Consider the following 15,323-nt stretch of genomic DNA (forward strand, 5'->3'; position numbering starts at 1 on the left):
CTTACGCTATTTCCGCCAGAAGGGACAATTGGTCGGACCGCTTGGCACCGGTCAGGTCGGTCAGCTTCGTCGGGTAGCAGCCGGTGAAGCAATGGTCGGTGAGCTGGGGCGCATCCTCGTCGCGGTACTCATAGCCCATCGCCCGGTAAAGGCCGGGAACCGAAATGAAGGCCAGCGTGTCGACACCGATATATTTGCGCATGCCTTCCACGTCGTAATTGGCCGCGAGAAGCTGTTCCTTGTTCGGCGTGTCGATGCCGTAGAAATCCGGATGCGTGATGGGCGGGCTGGCGATGCGCATATGCACTTCCTTGGCGCCGGCTTCATACATCATCTTCACGATCTTCACCGAGGTCGTGCCGCGCACGATACTGTCATCGACAAGCACGATGCGCTTGCCCTCGACGAGCGCGCGGTTGGCATTGTGCTTCAGCTTCACCCCCAGCGCGCGTATGTGCTGGGAGGGTTCGATGAAGGTGCGGCCCACATAATGGTTGCGGATGATGCCGAGCTCGAAGGGAATGCCCGCTTCCAGCCCGTAGCCGATCGCCGCCGGCACGCCGCTGTCGGGCACCGGAATGACCATGTCGGAGGGCACGTGGGATTCGCGGGCGAGCTCGTGCCCCATCTTCTTGCGCACATCGTAAACGCTCTTGCCGCCGATCACGCTGTCGGGGCGCGCGAAATAGATAAACTCGAAAACGCAGGGGCGCGAATGGGCGTTGGGGAAGGGATGAATGCTCTCGATCCCGTCCTTGGTGCAGACCACCACTTCGCCGGGCTCGACTTCCCGCACGAATTTCGCGCCGATAATGTCGAGCGCCACGGTTTCCGAACACAGAATGGGCGCACCGTGCAGCTCGCCCAGAATAAGCGGACGGATGCCGAGCGGGTCGCGCGCGCCGATCAGCTTCTTGTTGGTCAGCGCGACCAGCGCATAAGCGCCCTCCACCTGCTGCAGCGCGTCGATGAAGCGGTCCATCACATGCGCGCCGGAGGAGCGGGCGACATGCTGAAGAATGACTTCCGTATCCGAGGTGGACTGGAAGATCGCCCCCTGGCGCACCAGCTCGTTGCGCAGCGTGACCGCGTTAGTCAAATTTCCGTTATGTGCCACGGCAAAGCCGCCGCCCCACAGGTCCGCGAAGAGCGGCTGGACGTTGCGCAGCAGCGTTTCGCCCTGAGTCGAATAGCGCACATGGCCGACGGCGGACGTGCCGGTCAGCCGGTCGATCACGGATTGGCGGGTGAAATGGTCCCCCACCAGCCCGAGGCGGCGCTCGGAATGGAACTGCTTGCCGTCATAAGAGACGATCCCGGCCGCTTCCTGGCCGCGGTGCTGCAGGGCGTGCAGCCCCAGCGTTGTCAGCGCGGCGGCGTCCGGATGGTTGAAAATCCCGAAAACCCCGCACTCTTCGCGCAGTTTGTCGGCATTAAGCTCATCATCGAGGATATAGGTCGGCTCGCTGATGGCCGGGGCGGCAGACGAGGCTGCGAAGGGCAGGCTCATCTGTTCTGGTACGTCGTCAGTACGGGGCATCGAAACCATTATTCTGGGGCATCGCCGTTCGGCCTCTATTCGTTGACGGTCGTGTCAAACAACTGATCGAGGCCCTGTCGCTCGCTAGGCTTATAACCTTTTCCGTTGCTTGTGTCAGCGTCTGATTGTCGCGCCGCCCCATCTGTTTCAGATCGGGACCCGCGCTCGAAAGTGGGGCGCACATCGTCCCGGTCGGGCATGAGATCGGCGAGCGCCAGCGCCGTGCTCTCCACAATGGGCGTAAGCCGGGCTTTTGCCAGCCATTCGGGGTGCTCGGAGCGGTCCGGCACCAGCCAGATGAAGAAGAGATAGGCGATCGCGATCACAATTAAACCGCGCGCCGCCCCGAAAATCAGTCCCAGCGCCCGGTCGAGGGGCCCCGGCTCGCCCGCCCGCATGCGCGAGGCCCAGCGGTAGGTGAACATGGAAGCGACAAGGTAAACCGCGGTAAAAATGCCGCCCGCCGTCACCACGGCGGCGATCCACTCGGCGCTGAAAAAGTCCTGCGCGATGGGAAAGACGTAAGGATAAAGGAAGAGCGTCACCACCAGGCCGATGATCCAGGCGAGAACCGACAGCATTTCGGCCACGAAGCCGCGCGCCGTCGCCAGCAGGCCCGAGAGAAGCACCAGAACGATGATGCCAATATCGAAAACGGTCACCTTGGTTCCCCCTATCCCCTATAGGCACAATAACGAGGCATAAGCGCTCATGAAACCGATAGATGTGCAATTAGCCCGCCAAGATCCGCGATCTCGAAAATCTCCAGCCCCTGGGCGTCCGGGCGCTGGCTGGACGGGCTTTTGGGTAAAATCGCCCGTTTAAATCCGAGTTTCGCCGCTTCCTTCAGGCGGCTTTCCGTCTGGCTGACCGGACGCACGGCGCCCGAGAGGCTGATCTCGCCGAAAAGCACCGTATCGGCGGGAATGGTCTTGTTGGACAGCGAGGAAATCAGCGCCCCGGCCACGGCAAGGTCCGCTGCCGGTTCCACGATCCGCAGGCCCCCCGCCACATTGAGATAGACGTCCTGGCCGCTCAAGGAAAGCCCGCAGCGCGCATCGAGCACCGCCAGCACCATGGAAAGGCGGCCCGAATCCCAGCCCACCACGGCGCGGCGCGGATTGCCGAGGCCGCTATCGGCCACCAGCGCCTGCAGCTCCACGAGCACGGGCCGTGTGCCCTCGATCCCGGCAAAGACCGCCGTGCCGCTTGTCTCCCGGTCCCGCTCGCCGAGGAACAGGGCGGAGGGGTTGGAAACCTCGGCAAGGCCAAGCTCGCCCATCTCGAACACGCCGATCTCGTTCGTCGGCCCGAAACGGTTTTTGACCGCGCGCAGAATACGGAAATGGTGCCCGCGCTCGCCTTCGAAATAGAGCACCGTATCGACCATGTGTTCCATGACGCGGGGGCCCGCGATCTGGCCGTCCTTGGTGACATGGCCGACAATGATCACTGCCGCGCCCGACTTCTTGCCGAAGCGCACCAGCTCCTGGGCGCAGGCGCGCACCTGGCCGACCGTGCCCGGTGCCGATTCGAGACTGTCCGTCCACATGGTCTGGATGGAATCGATCACCACCACATCCGGCCGGTCCTCGCCGTCCAGCGTTGCGATAATGTCCTTGAGGTTGGTTTCCGCGCCGAGCGCCACGGCGCTGTCGGCAAGGCCGAGACGGCGCGCGCGCATGCGCACCTGGTCGATTGCTTCTTCGCCGGAAATATAAACCGCTTCCAGCTTACGCCTGGCAAAGGCCGCCATGGCCTGCAGAAGAAGCGTGGATTTACCGATACCCGGATCGCCGCCCACGAGCAAGACAGAACCCGGCACAAGGCCGCCGCCGCATACCCGGTCGAATTCCTCGATGCCGGAAAGATGGCGCGGTGTTTCCGTCAACTCGCCGTCCATAGCGACGAGTTTGATCTGCCGGCCCTTCTTGCCACCGGCCTTGGCGGGCGGCCCGCCGGCAACGCCGGAGGTTTCGGGCACTTCTTCGGAGATCGAGTTCCATTCGCCGCAAGCCTCGCAGCGGCCCACCCAGCGCGCATAAACCGCGCCGCAGCTTTGGCAAACGAACTGCGTCTTCGCGCGCGCCATCTCTCAGTGCCCTTGCAGGAAGAAAAACGGGGGCAGGGCGCATGGCTGCTGCATGGACCCCGGGACAGGCCCGGGGTGACAGCCTTCAATGTGGGAACGGCACTGCGTCATCGCGTCTCTTTATTCAGCCTCACGGCTTCAGGATTTCCATCTGAATGGGACCTTCGGCGCGGCCATGGATGAACTGATCCACATATTCGTTGCCGCTATGGTCGACATCTTCCTTCTTGCCGTACCAGATGATCTCGCCCTTGTAGATCATGGCGATATAGTCGGCGATCTTGCGCGCGCTGGCCATGTCATGGGTGATGGAAAGTGTCGTTGCGCCGAGATCCTGCACGCGCTCGATGATCAGATCGTTGATCACATCGGCCATGATCGGATCGAGGCCCGTGGTCGGCTCGTCGAAGAAAATGATTTCCGGTGCCGTGGCGATGGCGCGGGCAAGGCCGACGCGCTTTTGCATGCCGCCTGAAAGTTCGGCCGGATAAAGCTCGCCCACTTCCGCGCCCATGCCGACTTTGGCGAGCGTGTCGATGGCGATTTCTTTGGCTTCTTTGCGGCGCATGTTCTGACCCTGGATAAGGCCGAAGCCGACATTCTCCCAGACCGGCAGACTGTCGAAAAGCGCGCCGCCTTGAAAGAGCATGCCGAATTTCTTCAGCACGTCTTCCTTGCGGTTGGCCGGCAGGCGCATCACGTCCTCGCCGTCCACCTCGATGGAGCCGCTATCGGGTTTGACGATGCCGAGCACGCTTTTCAGCATGACGGACTTGCCGGTACCCGAGCCGCCGATCACCACGACGGACTTGCCCTTCGGCACGGTCAGGTTGATGCCGTTCAGCACCACTTTGGAGCCGAAGCGTTTGTGCACATCCGTGAGTTTGAGTTTGGCCTCTTCCATGTCGTCCTTTTTTCGTCTTAGCGCACGTAGCATGGCGTCAGGATGAGAAGAGCAGGGAGGTCATGACGTAGTTCGCCGCCAGAATGAAGATCGAAGCGGTCACCACGGCGTTCGTCGTCGCCCGGCCGACGCCTTGCGCGCCGCCCTTGCTGTTGAAGCCGTGGAAGCAGCCCATCAGCGCGATGATGAAGCCGAACACCGCCGCCTTGATGAGGCCGGAGGTGATGTCGTCATATTCGAGGAAGTCGTAGGTATTCTTCACATAGACCCCGGCGTTGAAATCGAGGGTCTGCGTGCCGACGATGAAACCGCCGAAAATACCGATCACATCGCCGATGAAAACCAGAAGCGGCAGGGTGAGGATCGCGGCCATGAGGCGCGGCACGACGAGATATTTATGCGGGTTCGTGGAAAGCGTGGACAGCGCGTCGATCTGTTCGGTCACGCGCATCGTGCCAAGCTCGGCGGCAATGGCGGCGCTGGCGCGTCCCGCTACCATCAGCCCGCCCAGAACCGGACCGAGCTCGCGCGTGATGCCGAGCGCCACGATGGTCGCCACAATGGTTTCGGAATTGAACTGATCGCCGCCGTAATAAATCTGCAGCGCCAGCACGCCGCCCGTGAAAAAGGCGGTCAGCGCGACAACGGGCAGCGAGAAATAGCCGATGCGCAGCATCTGCTGGCCAATCTGGCGCCAGTAGAAGGGCGGGCGCAGCAAATGGCTGACCCCGACCCAGGCGAACAGTGCCAGCCGTCCCGTCTCCGCCAGTAGCGCCAGGACGACGCGTCCCACGGCGGCAAAAATATTCACGTCTCGTCCCCTGAACGTTGCTGGGTCAATGATGCGGGGGCAGCCATGCCATGCGGCGCGGAATGCCCGGATACAGCCGGTTTATACGTCCTATGGTAGCGGTTTCCCAAGCGCGTTAGCACTTCATAGCCAATTGTTCCGGCGGCTGTTGCAAGATGGTCAATGCTCACTCTAGCACCCAGGATTTCCGCCATATCTCCCACTTTGGGTAAATCCTTCGGGAGCGCGCTGACATCCGCCGTGATCAGGTCCATGGAAACGCGCCCGGCGAGCGGCACGCGGTACCCGCAAATCACAACTTCTGCTTGTTGTTTTTGATCCCCCACCCGGCGGAAAAACCCGTCCCCGTACCCTACCGCAATCGTGGCGATTCGCATGGGGCCGTGGGCGGTAAAGGTGGCGCCATAGCCCACCGTCTCCCCCGCTTCCAAATGCCGGACCTGCAGGATGCGGCCCGAGGCATAGACGGCGGGCTCGAAAGGGCTTTCCCGGTGCTCATGCATGGGATTGCCGCCATAAAGCCCGATGCCGGGCCGCACGAGGTCGAAATGATAATCCGGCCCGAGAAAAACCCCTGCCGTGTTGCAAAGGCTGGCGCGCGCTTCGGGAAAACGCGCGCGCAAGGCGCGGAAGCGCTCAAGCTGGCGCTCGTTCATTGGGCTTTCCGCTTCCTCGGCGCAGGCGAGATGGCTCATCACGAGCTCGACCTGAAGCGCGGCACGCGCCTCCTCATTCGCCAGCAGCCAGTCCGCTTCTTCCCGCTCGAGGCCGAGCCGGTTGATGCCCGTGTCGAAATGAAGACCGGCAGGCAGCTTGCCCGCGCTTTCAGAGTCTGCGCTCTGGGTAAAGGCAAGCCAGTCTTCGACCTGCGCGCGCGTCGCCAGCATGGGGGTAAGTCCATGCTCCGCATAAAGAGGACCGGCGCCCGCAAAGAACCCGTCCAGCACGTAAATCTGCGCGTGCGGCAGGAGCGCGCGCAGCCGCACCCCTTCCAAAGGTTCGGCGACGAAGAAGTCCGTACAGCCGGCTTCGGCTAAAACCGGCGCGACTTTTTCCATGCCAAGCCCGTAAGCATCGGCTTTGACGCAAGCGGCGGCTTTCGCCGCGCCCGCTTCCTTTGTGATGCGCCGGTAATTCTCCGCGATTGCGCCCAGATCGATGGTCAGGCTGCTGCCGCTCGCCGCCAGGGCCAGCGCGGGATCTATGTCGATGGGCGTGAGGCTCAATACATTTCTTCCGGCAGGTGGTCCTGGGCAATGTAATCGCCGAACCGAGTAATCTCGGACTGGAACTGCAGCTTCACGGTGCCGGTCGGGCCGTGGCGCTGCTTGCCGATAATCACTTCGGCAAGGCTATGCACCTTTTCCATTTCTTCCTGCCATTGCAGGTGCTCGGGCGTTCCCTCGCGGGGTTCCGAGCGGGCGACGTAATATTCCTCGCGGAACACGAACATTACCACGTCGGCGTCCTGCTCGATGGAGCCGGATTCGCGCAGGTCCGAAAGCTGCGGGCGCTTGTCCTCGCGCGCTTCCACTTGGCGCGACAGCTGGGAAAGGCCGATGATCGGCACATTGAGTTCCTTGGCGAGCGCTTTCAGACCCGTGGTGATTTCCGTCACTTCCTGCACGCGGTTTTCGGTGCGCGAGCCGGCAAGGAGCTGAATATAGTCGACCACCAGCAGGCCGAGCCCGTGCTGGCGTTTCAGGCGGCGGGCGCGGGCGGCAAGCGTTGCGATGGTCAGCCCGCCCGTGTCGTCGATATAGAGCGGCAGGCCCTCAAGCTCCTGCGCGGCCTGCACGAAATGATGCCATTGATCCTGGTCGATCTTGCCGCGGCGCAGCTTTTCGGACGGAATGCCCGAATGCTCGGCCAGAAGACGCGTGGCAAGCTGCTCGGAGGACATTTCCAGCGAGAAGAACCCGACAACCGCCCCGTCCGTCACATGCACCGAGCCATCAGGCCGGTGCTCGGCCTTATAGGCGCGCGCCGCATTGAAGGCGATATTCGTGGCAAGCGCGGTCTTCCCCATGGAAGGGCGCCCGGCCAGAATGATGAGGTCGGAGGCCTGCAAGCCGCCCAGCCTTTCATCGAGATCGCGCAGCCCCGTGGAAATGCCCGAGAGCCCCCCGTCGCGCTGATAAGCGGCAGCGGCCATATCGACGGCGGTGGTGATGGCGCTCGCGAAAGCCTCGAAGCCGCCTTCATACTTGCCTTTTTCCGCCAGGCTGTAGAGTGCTTGTTCCGCATCCAGAATTTGCGCGGAAGGTGGATCGTCCACCGGCGCGTCATAGGCGCGGTTATGCACTTCCTCGCCGATATGAATGAGATCGCGGCGGATGGCGAGATCGTAGATCGTGCGTCCGTAATCTTCCGTGTTGATCAGCGTCGTCGCGGAGGCGGCGAGGCGGGCGAGATATTGCGTGCCGCCGATTTCCTTGATCGCCTCGTCCTGCTCGAAATAGTGCTTGAGCGTGACGGGGCTGGCGAGATGGCCTTGCGTGATCAGCTTCGTGGCGGTTTCGAAAATGCGCCCATGCAGCGGCTCGTAGAAATGGCTCGCATCCAGAAAGGCCGCGACCCGGTCATAGGCCTCGTTGTTGATCAGGATGGCGCCCAGAAGCGCTTGCTCCGCCTCCAGGTTATGGGGCGGTGTGCGGTACGTGATGTCTTCGTCGCTCCCATGCGGGGCGAGCCGGTCGAGTGCTGTTTCCATGCGTTCTTTATGCCAGAGGCCGGAGCAAGGGGATAGGGCTTCGCGGCCCCGCCGCTCAAGGTTTCACAGGAAAGATTTTCATGCCTGTGAGTAACGGGGAAAACTGTGGCTAACACATGGCAAGGACAGGCGTTTTGAGGCGCCTGTCCTTTGTGAGTAATTGAGCTGCGATGCTCGCGTCAGTCCGCTCCGATGGCGGTCTGGCGCGGCGGCACATCGTCCCGGTGCGCCCGCTCCCAGTCCAGCATGTAATCGCGGGTGATGGGCAGCGCGCCGATCTCCTTGGCGATCTGGAACTGGAAGACCACCATGCCTTCATGCCGGAAGGAGGTTTCGGAGCCGGCGAGATAGAACTCCCACATCCGGCAGAAGCGCTCATCGTAAATGCGCGCGGCAAAGTCCCGCTTGGCCATGAAGCGGCGGCGCCATTCGCGCAAGGTCTCGGCGTAGTGCAGCCTGAGCACTTCCAGATCGCCGAGCAAGAGGCCTTCTTTTTCCAGCACCGGCGCGACTTCGGAAAGGGCGGGAATATAGCCGCCGGGGAAAATGTATTTCTTGATCCAGGGATTGGTGGAACCTGGCACGTCGAGCCGCCCGATCGTGTGAATGAGCGCTACGCCGTCGGGTTTGAGCAGGTTGCGCACATGCTGGAAATATTCGGTGTAATGGGTCACGCCCACATGCTCGAACATGCCCACCGAGACGATGCGGTCGAACTGATCATCGAGCACCCGGTAATCCATCAGGCCGAATTTCGCTCTGTCGGCAAGGCCGCGCTCGGCCGCCCGGCGCAGCGCCACGCGGTGCTGCTCCTTGGAAAGAGTGACACCCAGCACCTTGGCGCCTGTCTCCTCGGCGAGATAAAGCCCGAGCCCGCCCCAGCCGCAGCCGATATCGAGCACGCGCATCCCCGGCTCGATCTTCAGCTTGGCCGCGATATGGCGCTTCTTGGCAAGCTGGGCTTCTTCCAGGCTTTGGCCCGGCCGCTCGAAATAGGCGCAGGAATATTGTTTGTCTTCGTCGAGGAAGAGATCGTAGATGCCGCCATCGAGGTCGTAATGATGGGCGACATTGGCCTGCGCCTTGCCGATGGGATTGTACTGGTCTATGCGGCGGCGCGCCCGGCGCAGCGTACCCAGAAGCGAGGCGAGGGGATGCGCCCAGCCGGTGCCGATATTGGAGAGCAGAAGATCTAGAAGATCGTAAATGCCCGCCGGCTCGTCCACCGTCAGCGTGCCGTCCATATAGGCTTCGCCGAGATGAAGATAAGGATTGAGCGCCAGCTTGTGGTGCAGGGACTTGTGATGCAGGCGCATCGTCACCGGATGCCCCGTCCCGTCGCCGAAACGCAGCTCCTTGCCATCGGCACCAATGACGGTGAGATCACCGTGCCGGACGATTTTCTGTAAAACCCAACCAAACAGCATGCTTGCCTCCTCTAGCGCCAAGATGAACGCGGCTACGCATAGTTCGGTCTTCCGTCACTGCCCGAATGGTTCCTGCAACAGGCACCCCCCTTGCCCGGAGCGGGGGCGCATCCGGGAACAGGCAGAACGACACTTCTATTCAAGAGGCAAGGCAGGGGGGCGTGCAAGCCCTATCTGCGACAAAAAACGGTCATGATGGGCCCCATGAAAGGCGCATGAAAAAGGGCGCGGCGGGAAGGCCCAGCGCGCCCTTTTGAAAAGTAGAACGGGAACAGCAGCTTAGCTGTTCAGTTCCTCGTCTTCGCCTTCGGTTTCTTCGTCGGCGGCGAGCACGCCTTCCTCGAAGAATTCTTCGGCTTCGATCTCGTCATCCTCGTCCTGGCGGCCGAGAACGTTTTCACCGCGGGCCTGCGCCTCGGCTTCGTCCTGGGTGCGGGCGATGTTCAGCGTCACGGTGGAAAAGACTTCCGGGTGCAGCATGATGCGCACGCTGACGAGGCCCAGTTCCTTGATCGGCTTGTCCAGGATCACCTGGTTGCGGGCGGTGCTGAAGCCGCCATCGGTCAGAAGACCGGCAATGTCGCGGGTGCTGACGGAGCCGTAAAGCTGGCCGGTTTCACTGGCCGAGCGGATCACCACGAAGCTTTCGCCGTCGAGCTTGGCATGGACGCCTTCGGCCTCCTTGCGCAGCTCCAGGTTGCGCGCTTCAAGCTGAGCGCGCTCTTCTTCGAAACGGCGAAGATTGTCCTTTGTGGCACGGCGTGCTTTGCCGCGCGGCAGAAGGAAGTTACGGGCAAACCCGTCCTTCACCCGGACCACATCACCCATTTGACCGAGCTTTTCCACCCGCTCGAGAAGCACGATTTCCATTAATCTCTCTCCTTGCCCGGGCTCCCGCTTGCCGCCGACAACCGGCCGCGCAGGTTCAACCAGGGATCCATCATGCCCAGGAGACCGACCGGAACGGCAAGCCACCCGAAAAACAGCAATAGGAAGTAAAAAAGGCCCAGAACGACGATCCGGGCTTTCCAAGCGCGGGAGATAGCATGGATTATCGCCAGACCCAACAGAAAATATGGGATGAAAAGGGCAATAATCAGCGCGCCCATGAAATGGGCGATTTCCCCCGGAATGAAGGTAAAGAGGAAGCAGGCCCCGAAGGCCCAAAGCAGCGGGCGGGGCAGTTCCATGCGGTCAAAATCGGGCATGGGCCTGAGATTATGGCCGAAACGCATCAAAATCCGCTGTCCGGCGGCCATGGTGGCTAGAATGACGAAGAGCCAGAGCGCGGTGGCCGCTGCCGGCAGGAGCGCGGCGGCGAGCGCTACAAGGCGCTGCGGCTCGACCGGCAGGCCCTGCTCGGCCACGAAACGCGCGGCGGCCCCTGATTCCAGCAGGGACTGGCCCGCCGTTTGGCGGAGCGCGGCGGCAAGCCCCTCATAGCCCACCCAGATGATTCCCGCCTCCGCGATGACGAGCAGGAGAGCGGCTACCAGCGCCGCCCAGACCGCGATATCGCCGGGCGGGCACCAGATCACCCCTTCGGCGGGGGCGGGATGGGCATCGCTTGCCTCTTCTTCCCCGCGCTCTTCAGCAGGTTCGGGCGGATAAAGCCCCCGGCGGGAGACATGCGGGGCGGGGCGCTCGTAAAACAGCGCCTGCCGGCTCAGCCAGAAAGCGGGAAAAGCGGCGAACAGGAAAAAGGTCAGCCCGGCCGAAAAGCTGGAAATGAGGGAGAGGAACACGAACCCGGCGGCCCCGGAAAACGCGGCCATGCGCCCGCCCCAGCCGAGCCCGGCAACGAAAAGCGGGATGGGCGAGAGCAGCAAGGGCAAAAGAGCGAGAAGCGAGCCAGAGGCCGTTGTGAGAAACAGAACGGCGCTGACGAGACCGGCCCCCAGTCCAATTATCCATTGCGGCATTGGCAAGGCTCCTTGGGGCGGCGGGACAAGGGGGCGCGGGCTTTAAGGCTCCAGGCCTCCCCTGAAGATAAGGAAGATAAGAAACGGGCGCGGAACCTGGGTCCCGCGCCCGTCAAATCCGGCTGCTTACTTGATGATGTAAGGCAGCAGGGCCAGGAAGCGGGCGCGCTTGATGGCGCGGGCCAGCTCACGCTGCTTCTTGGCCGAGACAGCCGTGATACGGCTGGGGACGATCTTGCCGCGCTCGGAAATGTAGCGCTGCAGCAGTTTCACGTCCTTGTAATCGATTTTCGGCGCGCCTTCCCCGGAGAAGGGGCAGGTCTTCCGGCGGCGGAAGAAAGGACGGCGAACGGGTACTTGCGGAATAGCCATGTGTCTTTCTCCTTAAGCCTTAGTCGTCGGAGCGGCGCGGGCCGCGTTCGGAACGCTCACCGCGGTCGCCGCGGTCACCTCTGTCACCACGATCGCCGCGGTCACGGTCGCCCCGGCGTCCGTCCCGGTCGCCGCCGCGGTTCTTGCTCTGCAGCATGGCGGAGGGGCCTTCTTCCAGCTCGTCCACACGCAGCGTCAGCGAGCGCAGCACGTCTTCGTTCAGGCGCTGCTGGCGCTCCAGCTCCTGCACGGCTTCGTGCGGGGCGTCGATGTTCAGAAGCGTGTAGTGGCCCTTGCGGTTCTTGCGCACCCGGTAGGTGAGCGAGCGCAGGCCCCAATATTCGGTCTTGGCGATGGAGCCGCCATTTTCGGAGATGACGTTTTTGAACTGCTCGACGAGATTGTCGACCTGTTGCTGCGACACGTCCTGACGCGCGATAAATACATGCTCGTAGAGAGCCATGATGCCTTTCCTTCACTTTGGACGTCCCCGGCGCCGAGCCCCCTTTGAGCCCGGATATTGGAAAGGCTCGAAAGGACCAAAGAAGCGGGGACACGGGAGCCCGGGATTTCTGGCGAAATGCCCTGCCGGAGATCGCTCTCCAGTGCTCCGTTCAGCCCCCAACCGAGGCACGTTGTTTAAGGTGGCGGAATATACGGATTTCCCGCCCCGATGCAAGGGGGGAGTGGGGGAAGGGGCGAGGCCCGGCTGGACGGGGCAGGGCATGCCACCTCTCGTTAATCTCCGGCGTCACCCCGCGGCCCCGCCCGCGGGGTCCACTCGCCTCCCAGCCCGGCGGAAAGGTGGAGGGTGCGGGCAGCCCCGCGAGCAAATCGCAGGGCGACATCTGTTGCTTCTAAGAGAGTTTTGGGGGCAGGCGCAAAAAAAGCTGCTTTTCTGCCAAGATCGCCGCTTTTTTGAGCTTAGCGCTTGTGTTTTAAATTGTCGCGACGCGACACCATGAAGCGCGAATGCTGCCCACGGCCCAAAGCAACGCTTGTTGCAAAATGGTACATTATGTGATAGAATATAAGGTGAACGGAAAAAGGCCAGCGTTGCCCCGCTGGCCCTTTCCTAACATCAACGCCCTAAAGCGTCCCTTTTGTTATTAGCGCGGATAATACGACGTCCGGTTGAATTGTCAACACGTTTTAGGGCTCCACATAAGGATCCCTTTATATGCAGTATGAGTTACAGCTCATTGAGCACAATGTACGTGGAAATATCATCCGTCAGCGAGCTTCGGATGGTTATATTAATGCAACGGCCATGTGCCGAGCCGCAAAAAAAGAATGGCCTCGCTATAGGGAGCTTAAGTCCACTGGGTTGTTTTTCAGAGCCCTTTCTATGGACCTCGGCTTAAATGAGGCTCAGCTTGCCATCAATAATCTTGGCACCCTTGAGGCAGACAGGAAGAATCAAGGCACTTGGGTGCATCCGCAGGTCGCAATCGATCTAGCTCAATGGTTATCACCAGAATTTAAGGTCCTCGTGACCCGTTGGGTCTTTGAATGGATGTCGGGCAAAGAGATGCCCGGCAATCGCAACCGTGGACATATTCCGGATTTTGTAGACCGTTTTCATCGAAACCAAAAACAAGTGCCCGCAGGGCATTTTTCGGTAATCAGTGAATTGTTTGTCGTCGCATATGCTCTGTTGGAGCGAGAGGGGTACGTACTCCCAGAGAAAGGAATACACGGCAAGGCCGTTAGTCCGGACATTAGCGTCGGTAAGCATTTTTCGAAATGGCTTCATGAAACGTATCCAGACATAGCCTCAACTCACAGAACATACACACATCTTTTTTCAGATGGGCGAACAATATCTGGCGTGAAGGCATACCCAAATCGAATGCTGGGCGTCTTTAGAGATTACGTAATTAATACGTGGATGAGAGAGCACGCACTGACGTATTTCAAGCGTGTTGATCCACCGGCTATCCCATACGTTCAGTCCGTCATTCAATCGCTTCCATCTCCTCAGGCGTACGAAATGTTGACTTCAGACTAATTACAGAATGGGAGACTTCGGTCTCCCATTTATCTGTATACAATTGGAATGGCAGCGTTGTTGTGTAGTGTCTCCCGTCGATGCAACGGTTCGAAACCAGCACAGATTAATCATTAGATACACACGGCCAATAGCAATGCTGCATGGACCCTCAGGGCAAGCTAGAGGGTGACGCGTGATGGGCGCTCACCCCACCTCCAGCTGCATTTCCGTTGCCGATGAAAAGCCGAAGAGAAGGCGCAGCGGGCCCATATGCTGTGTACGGACGGGTTTGAAGCCGAAGCGGGTATAGAGCGCGCGGGCGCGGGGGTTGATGTCGATGACATCGAGGCGGACGGCTGAAAGGCCGCGATGGCTGGCTTCTTCCGCAATAGCCTTGAGCAGTGCGGTGCCGACGCCTAGGCTGCGCGCTTCGGGCCCGACGAAAATCCCGTCCATCAGAAGAATGCCCTGGCTGGTCGGCCGTTCGAGCAGCTGTAGCAAAAGCCCCCGCCAAAGCCCGCCGAAAGTGCCGTAAACGCGTGCTAGGTCGGCCATCTCCCCGCCGACGAAGGCGCCCTCCGGCGTTTTGAACCCGGCAACGCCGAGCAGCTTTCCCCCATCCGAGACCGCGCTGATGGCATGGGAAGGATCGAGCACGCTTTCGATGAAGCGGCAGGCCTTTTCCGGCGGGTTCAGCATCAGGCCGAGCTTGCCCTGAAACGCCTCCCAGAAATACGCCGTGGCCTGCGCCCGGTGTTCTGGGGCAAGCCCCTTTGCGACAGTGAAAGCGCGCGCGGCGGAAACGGGGGGCGTTTCGTCCATCTCTCATCCTCCCTTATTCTTTTGTAGATCGGGAGCGCGTGCGAAAGATCAAGCGCGGGCGCGCACCAAAGTGGGGGAAAGCGCAGACAGGAGAAAGCCGCCGCGCTAAACTTGCGCGCATGACCGCATCTTTCTCTTTCCGTTTTCTGCTCCCCGCCGCGCTGCTGCTTTTGGCGCTGGCGGCAAGTTTTGCGCTTGCCGGTTTCACGTTGCCGCAAACTTACAGCGACGCGCAGGGCGAGCTGCCGCGCGCGCCGCTGACGCTGGTAACGGAAAAAGGCCGCTTCGATTTTTCCGTGGAAGTTGCCGATGAGGAAGAAGAGCGCCAGCGCGGGCTGATGCACCGCCCCGCGCCGGGTGCGGATGAAGGCATGCTCTTTTTATGGCCGGGCGAGGCGCCGCGCGAGCGGGCCTTCTGGATGCGCGCGACGCCGGCCTCCCTCGACATTCTTTATCTCGGCCAGGACGGGCGCATTCTTTCCATCGCCCCTGAAACGGAGCCGAATTCCGATAAATTCATTCCCTCGCGCGGGCCCGCGCACGGCGTCCTGGAACTGCGCGCCGGCCGCGCGGCGGAGATGGGCGCAAAGGCAGGGGACAAGGTGCTGCACCCTTATTTTGCGGAGTGAGGCACACCCACGACTGTCACCCCGGCCCCCGTGCCGGGGTCCAAGCAACCCCTCCGCCTGCCGCAGCGCCGCATGGACCCCGGGACAGGCCCGGGGTG

The 15,323-nt window shown here is 61.4% G+C and carries 15 protein-coding genes; 2 read left to right on the forward strand and 13 right to left on the reverse strand.

The window, feature by feature from the left end:
* Position 1 precedes the first annotated feature (1 nt).
* The 12 genes from purF to rpsF form a co-directional block, all read right to left on the reverse strand.
* The gene (gene purF / locus ACOQOT_RS06065) at positions 2-1,510 is read right to left on the reverse strand and encodes an amidophosphoribosyltransferase (protein WP_420561915.1); all 1,509 of its coding nucleotides are present in this window, start codon (positions 1,508-1,510) and stop codon (positions 2-4) included.
* A gap of 65 nt (positions 1,511-1,575) precedes the next feature.
* Positions 1,576-2,202, reverse strand: a complete 627-nt coding sequence (locus ACOQOT_RS06070) for a CvpA family protein (protein WP_420561453.1) — start codon at positions 2,200-2,202, stop codon at positions 1,576-1,578.
* A 47-nt stretch (positions 2,203-2,249) separates the two neighbouring features.
* Positions 2,250-3,632, reverse strand: coding sequence for a DNA repair protein RadA (gene radA, locus ACOQOT_RS06075; RefSeq protein ID WP_420561454.1), 1,383 nt, complete (start codon positions 3,630-3,632; stop codon positions 2,250-2,252).
* A 130-nt stretch (positions 3,633-3,762) separates the two neighbouring features.
* Positions 3,763-4,536, reverse strand: coding sequence for an ABC transporter ATP-binding protein (locus ACOQOT_RS06080; protein WP_420561455.1), 774 nt, complete (start codon positions 4,534-4,536; stop codon positions 3,763-3,765).
* A 37-nt stretch (positions 4,537-4,573) separates the two neighbouring features.
* Entirely contained in the window at positions 4,574-5,347 is a 774-nt protein-coding gene (locus ACOQOT_RS06085) for an MlaE family ABC transporter permease (protein WP_420561456.1), read from the reverse strand.
* On the reverse strand, positions 5,344-6,573 hold the full coding sequence (gene alr, locus ACOQOT_RS06090) for an alanine racemase (protein ID WP_420561457.1): 1,230 nt from the start codon (positions 6,571-6,573) through the stop codon (positions 5,344-5,346). Before alr ends, ACOQOT_RS06085 begins: the two co-directional genes overlap by 4 nt.
* Positions 6,570-8,060: a replicative DNA helicase gene (locus ACOQOT_RS06095; protein ID WP_420561458.1), complete on the reverse strand. Its 1,491-nt coding sequence runs from the start codon at positions 8,058-8,060 to the stop codon at positions 6,570-6,572. Before ACOQOT_RS06095 ends, alr begins: the two co-directional genes overlap by 4 nt.
* A gap of 179 nt (positions 8,061-8,239) precedes the next feature.
* A complete protein-coding gene (locus ACOQOT_RS06100) occupies positions 8,240-9,487 on the reverse strand; it encodes a class I SAM-dependent methyltransferase (RefSeq protein WP_420561459.1) in 1,248 nt (415 codons plus the stop codon).
* A gap of 279 nt (positions 9,488-9,766) precedes the next feature.
* Positions 9,767-10,357, reverse strand: a complete 591-nt coding sequence (rplI, locus tag ACOQOT_RS06105) for a 50S ribosomal protein L9 (RefSeq protein WP_420561460.1) — start codon at positions 10,355-10,357, stop codon at positions 9,767-9,769.
* Positions 10,357-11,409, reverse strand: a complete 1,053-nt coding sequence (locus ACOQOT_RS06110) for a DUF2232 domain-containing protein (protein ID WP_420561461.1) — start codon at positions 11,407-11,409, stop codon at positions 10,357-10,359. The genes rplI and ACOQOT_RS06110 overlap by 1 nt, the downstream gene beginning before the upstream one ends.
* Positions 11,410-11,535: 126 nt before the next feature.
* Positions 11,536-11,781 carry a 30S ribosomal protein S18 gene (gene rpsR / locus ACOQOT_RS06115; RefSeq protein ID WP_045447431.1) on the reverse strand — a complete coding sequence of 82 codons (246 nt, stop codon included), beginning with the start codon at positions 11,779-11,781 and terminating at the stop codon, positions 11,536-11,538.
* Between the two features lie 19 nt (positions 11,782-11,800).
* On the reverse strand, positions 11,801-12,244 hold the full coding sequence (gene rpsF, locus ACOQOT_RS06120) for a 30S ribosomal protein S6 (protein ID WP_420561462.1): 444 nt from the start codon (positions 12,242-12,244) through the stop codon (positions 11,801-11,803).
* 717 nt (positions 12,245-12,961) lie between these two features.
* On the opposite strand from rpsF, the gene ACOQOT_RS06125 reads away from it, so the two are divergent.
* Positions 12,962-13,792 carry a KilA-N domain-containing protein gene (locus ACOQOT_RS06125; RefSeq protein ID WP_420561463.1) on the forward strand — a complete coding sequence of 277 codons (831 nt, stop codon included), beginning with the start codon at positions 12,962-12,964 and terminating at the stop codon, positions 13,790-13,792.
* A gap of 186 nt (positions 13,793-13,978) precedes the next feature.
* Here ACOQOT_RS06125 and ACOQOT_RS06130 read toward each other — a convergent pair whose 3' ends face one another.
* Positions 13,979-14,596, reverse strand: a complete 618-nt coding sequence (locus ACOQOT_RS06130; RefSeq protein WP_420561464.1) for a GNAT family N-acetyltransferase — start codon at positions 14,594-14,596, stop codon at positions 13,979-13,981.
* Positions 14,597-14,715: 119 nt separating this feature from the next.
* Between ACOQOT_RS06130 and ACOQOT_RS06135 the strand changes: the two genes are divergently transcribed.
* Positions 14,716-15,225, forward strand: a complete 510-nt coding sequence (locus tag ACOQOT_RS06135; protein ID WP_420561465.1) for a DUF192 domain-containing protein — start codon at positions 14,716-14,718, stop codon at positions 15,223-15,225.
* The last annotated feature ends 98 nt before the right edge of the window (positions 15,226-15,323 follow it).

The organism is Tepidicaulis sp. (genome assembly GCF_965222285.1).
Classification (GTDB): Bacteria; Pseudomonadota; Alphaproteobacteria; order Parvibaculales; family Parvibaculaceae; genus Tepidicaulis.

Coding starts and splice junctions, on each gene's coding strand:
- rpsR (WP_045447431.1), bottom strand. CDS start 11,781: ATGGCTATTCCGCAAGTACCCGTTCGCCGTCCTTTCTTCCGCCGCCGG.
- ACOQOT_RS06135 (WP_420561465.1), top strand. CDS start 14,716: ATGACCGCATCTTTCTCTTTCCGTTTTCTGCTCCCCGCCGCGCTGCTG.
- ACOQOT_RS06100 (WP_420561459.1), bottom strand. CDS start 9,487: ATGCTGTTTGGTTGGGTTTTACAGAAAATCGTCCGGCACGGTGATCTC.
- ACOQOT_RS06095 (WP_420561458.1), bottom strand. CDS start 8,060: ATGGAAACAGCACTCGACCGGCTCGCCCCGCATGGGAGCGACGAAGAC.
- ACOQOT_RS06110 (WP_420561461.1), bottom strand. CDS start 11,409: ATGCCGCAATGGATAATTGGACTGGGGGCCGGTCTCGTCAGCGCCGTT.
- rpsF (WP_420561462.1), bottom strand. CDS start 12,244: ATGGCTCTCTACGAGCATGTATTTATCGCGCGTCAGGACGTGTCGCAG.
- ACOQOT_RS06080 (WP_420561455.1), bottom strand. CDS start 4,536: ATGGAAGAGGCCAAACTCAAACTCACGGATGTGCACAAACGCTTCGGC.
- rplI (WP_420561460.1), bottom strand. CDS start 10,357: ATGGAAATCGTGCTTCTCGAGCGGGTGGAAAAGCTCGGTCAAATGGGT.
- ACOQOT_RS06130 (WP_420561464.1), bottom strand. CDS start 14,596: ATGGACGAAACGCCCCCCGTTTCCGCCGCGCGCGCTTTCACTGTCGCA.
- ACOQOT_RS06125 (WP_420561463.1), top strand. CDS start 12,962: ATGCAGTATGAGTTACAGCTCATTGAGCACAATGTACGTGGAAATATC.
- radA (WP_420561454.1), bottom strand. CDS start 3,632: ATGGCGCGCGCGAAGACGCAGTTCGTTTGCCAAAGCTGCGGCGCGGTT.
- purF (WP_420561915.1), bottom strand. CDS start 1,510: ATGAGCCTGCCCTTCGCAGCCTCGTCTGCCGCCCCGGCCATCAGCGAG.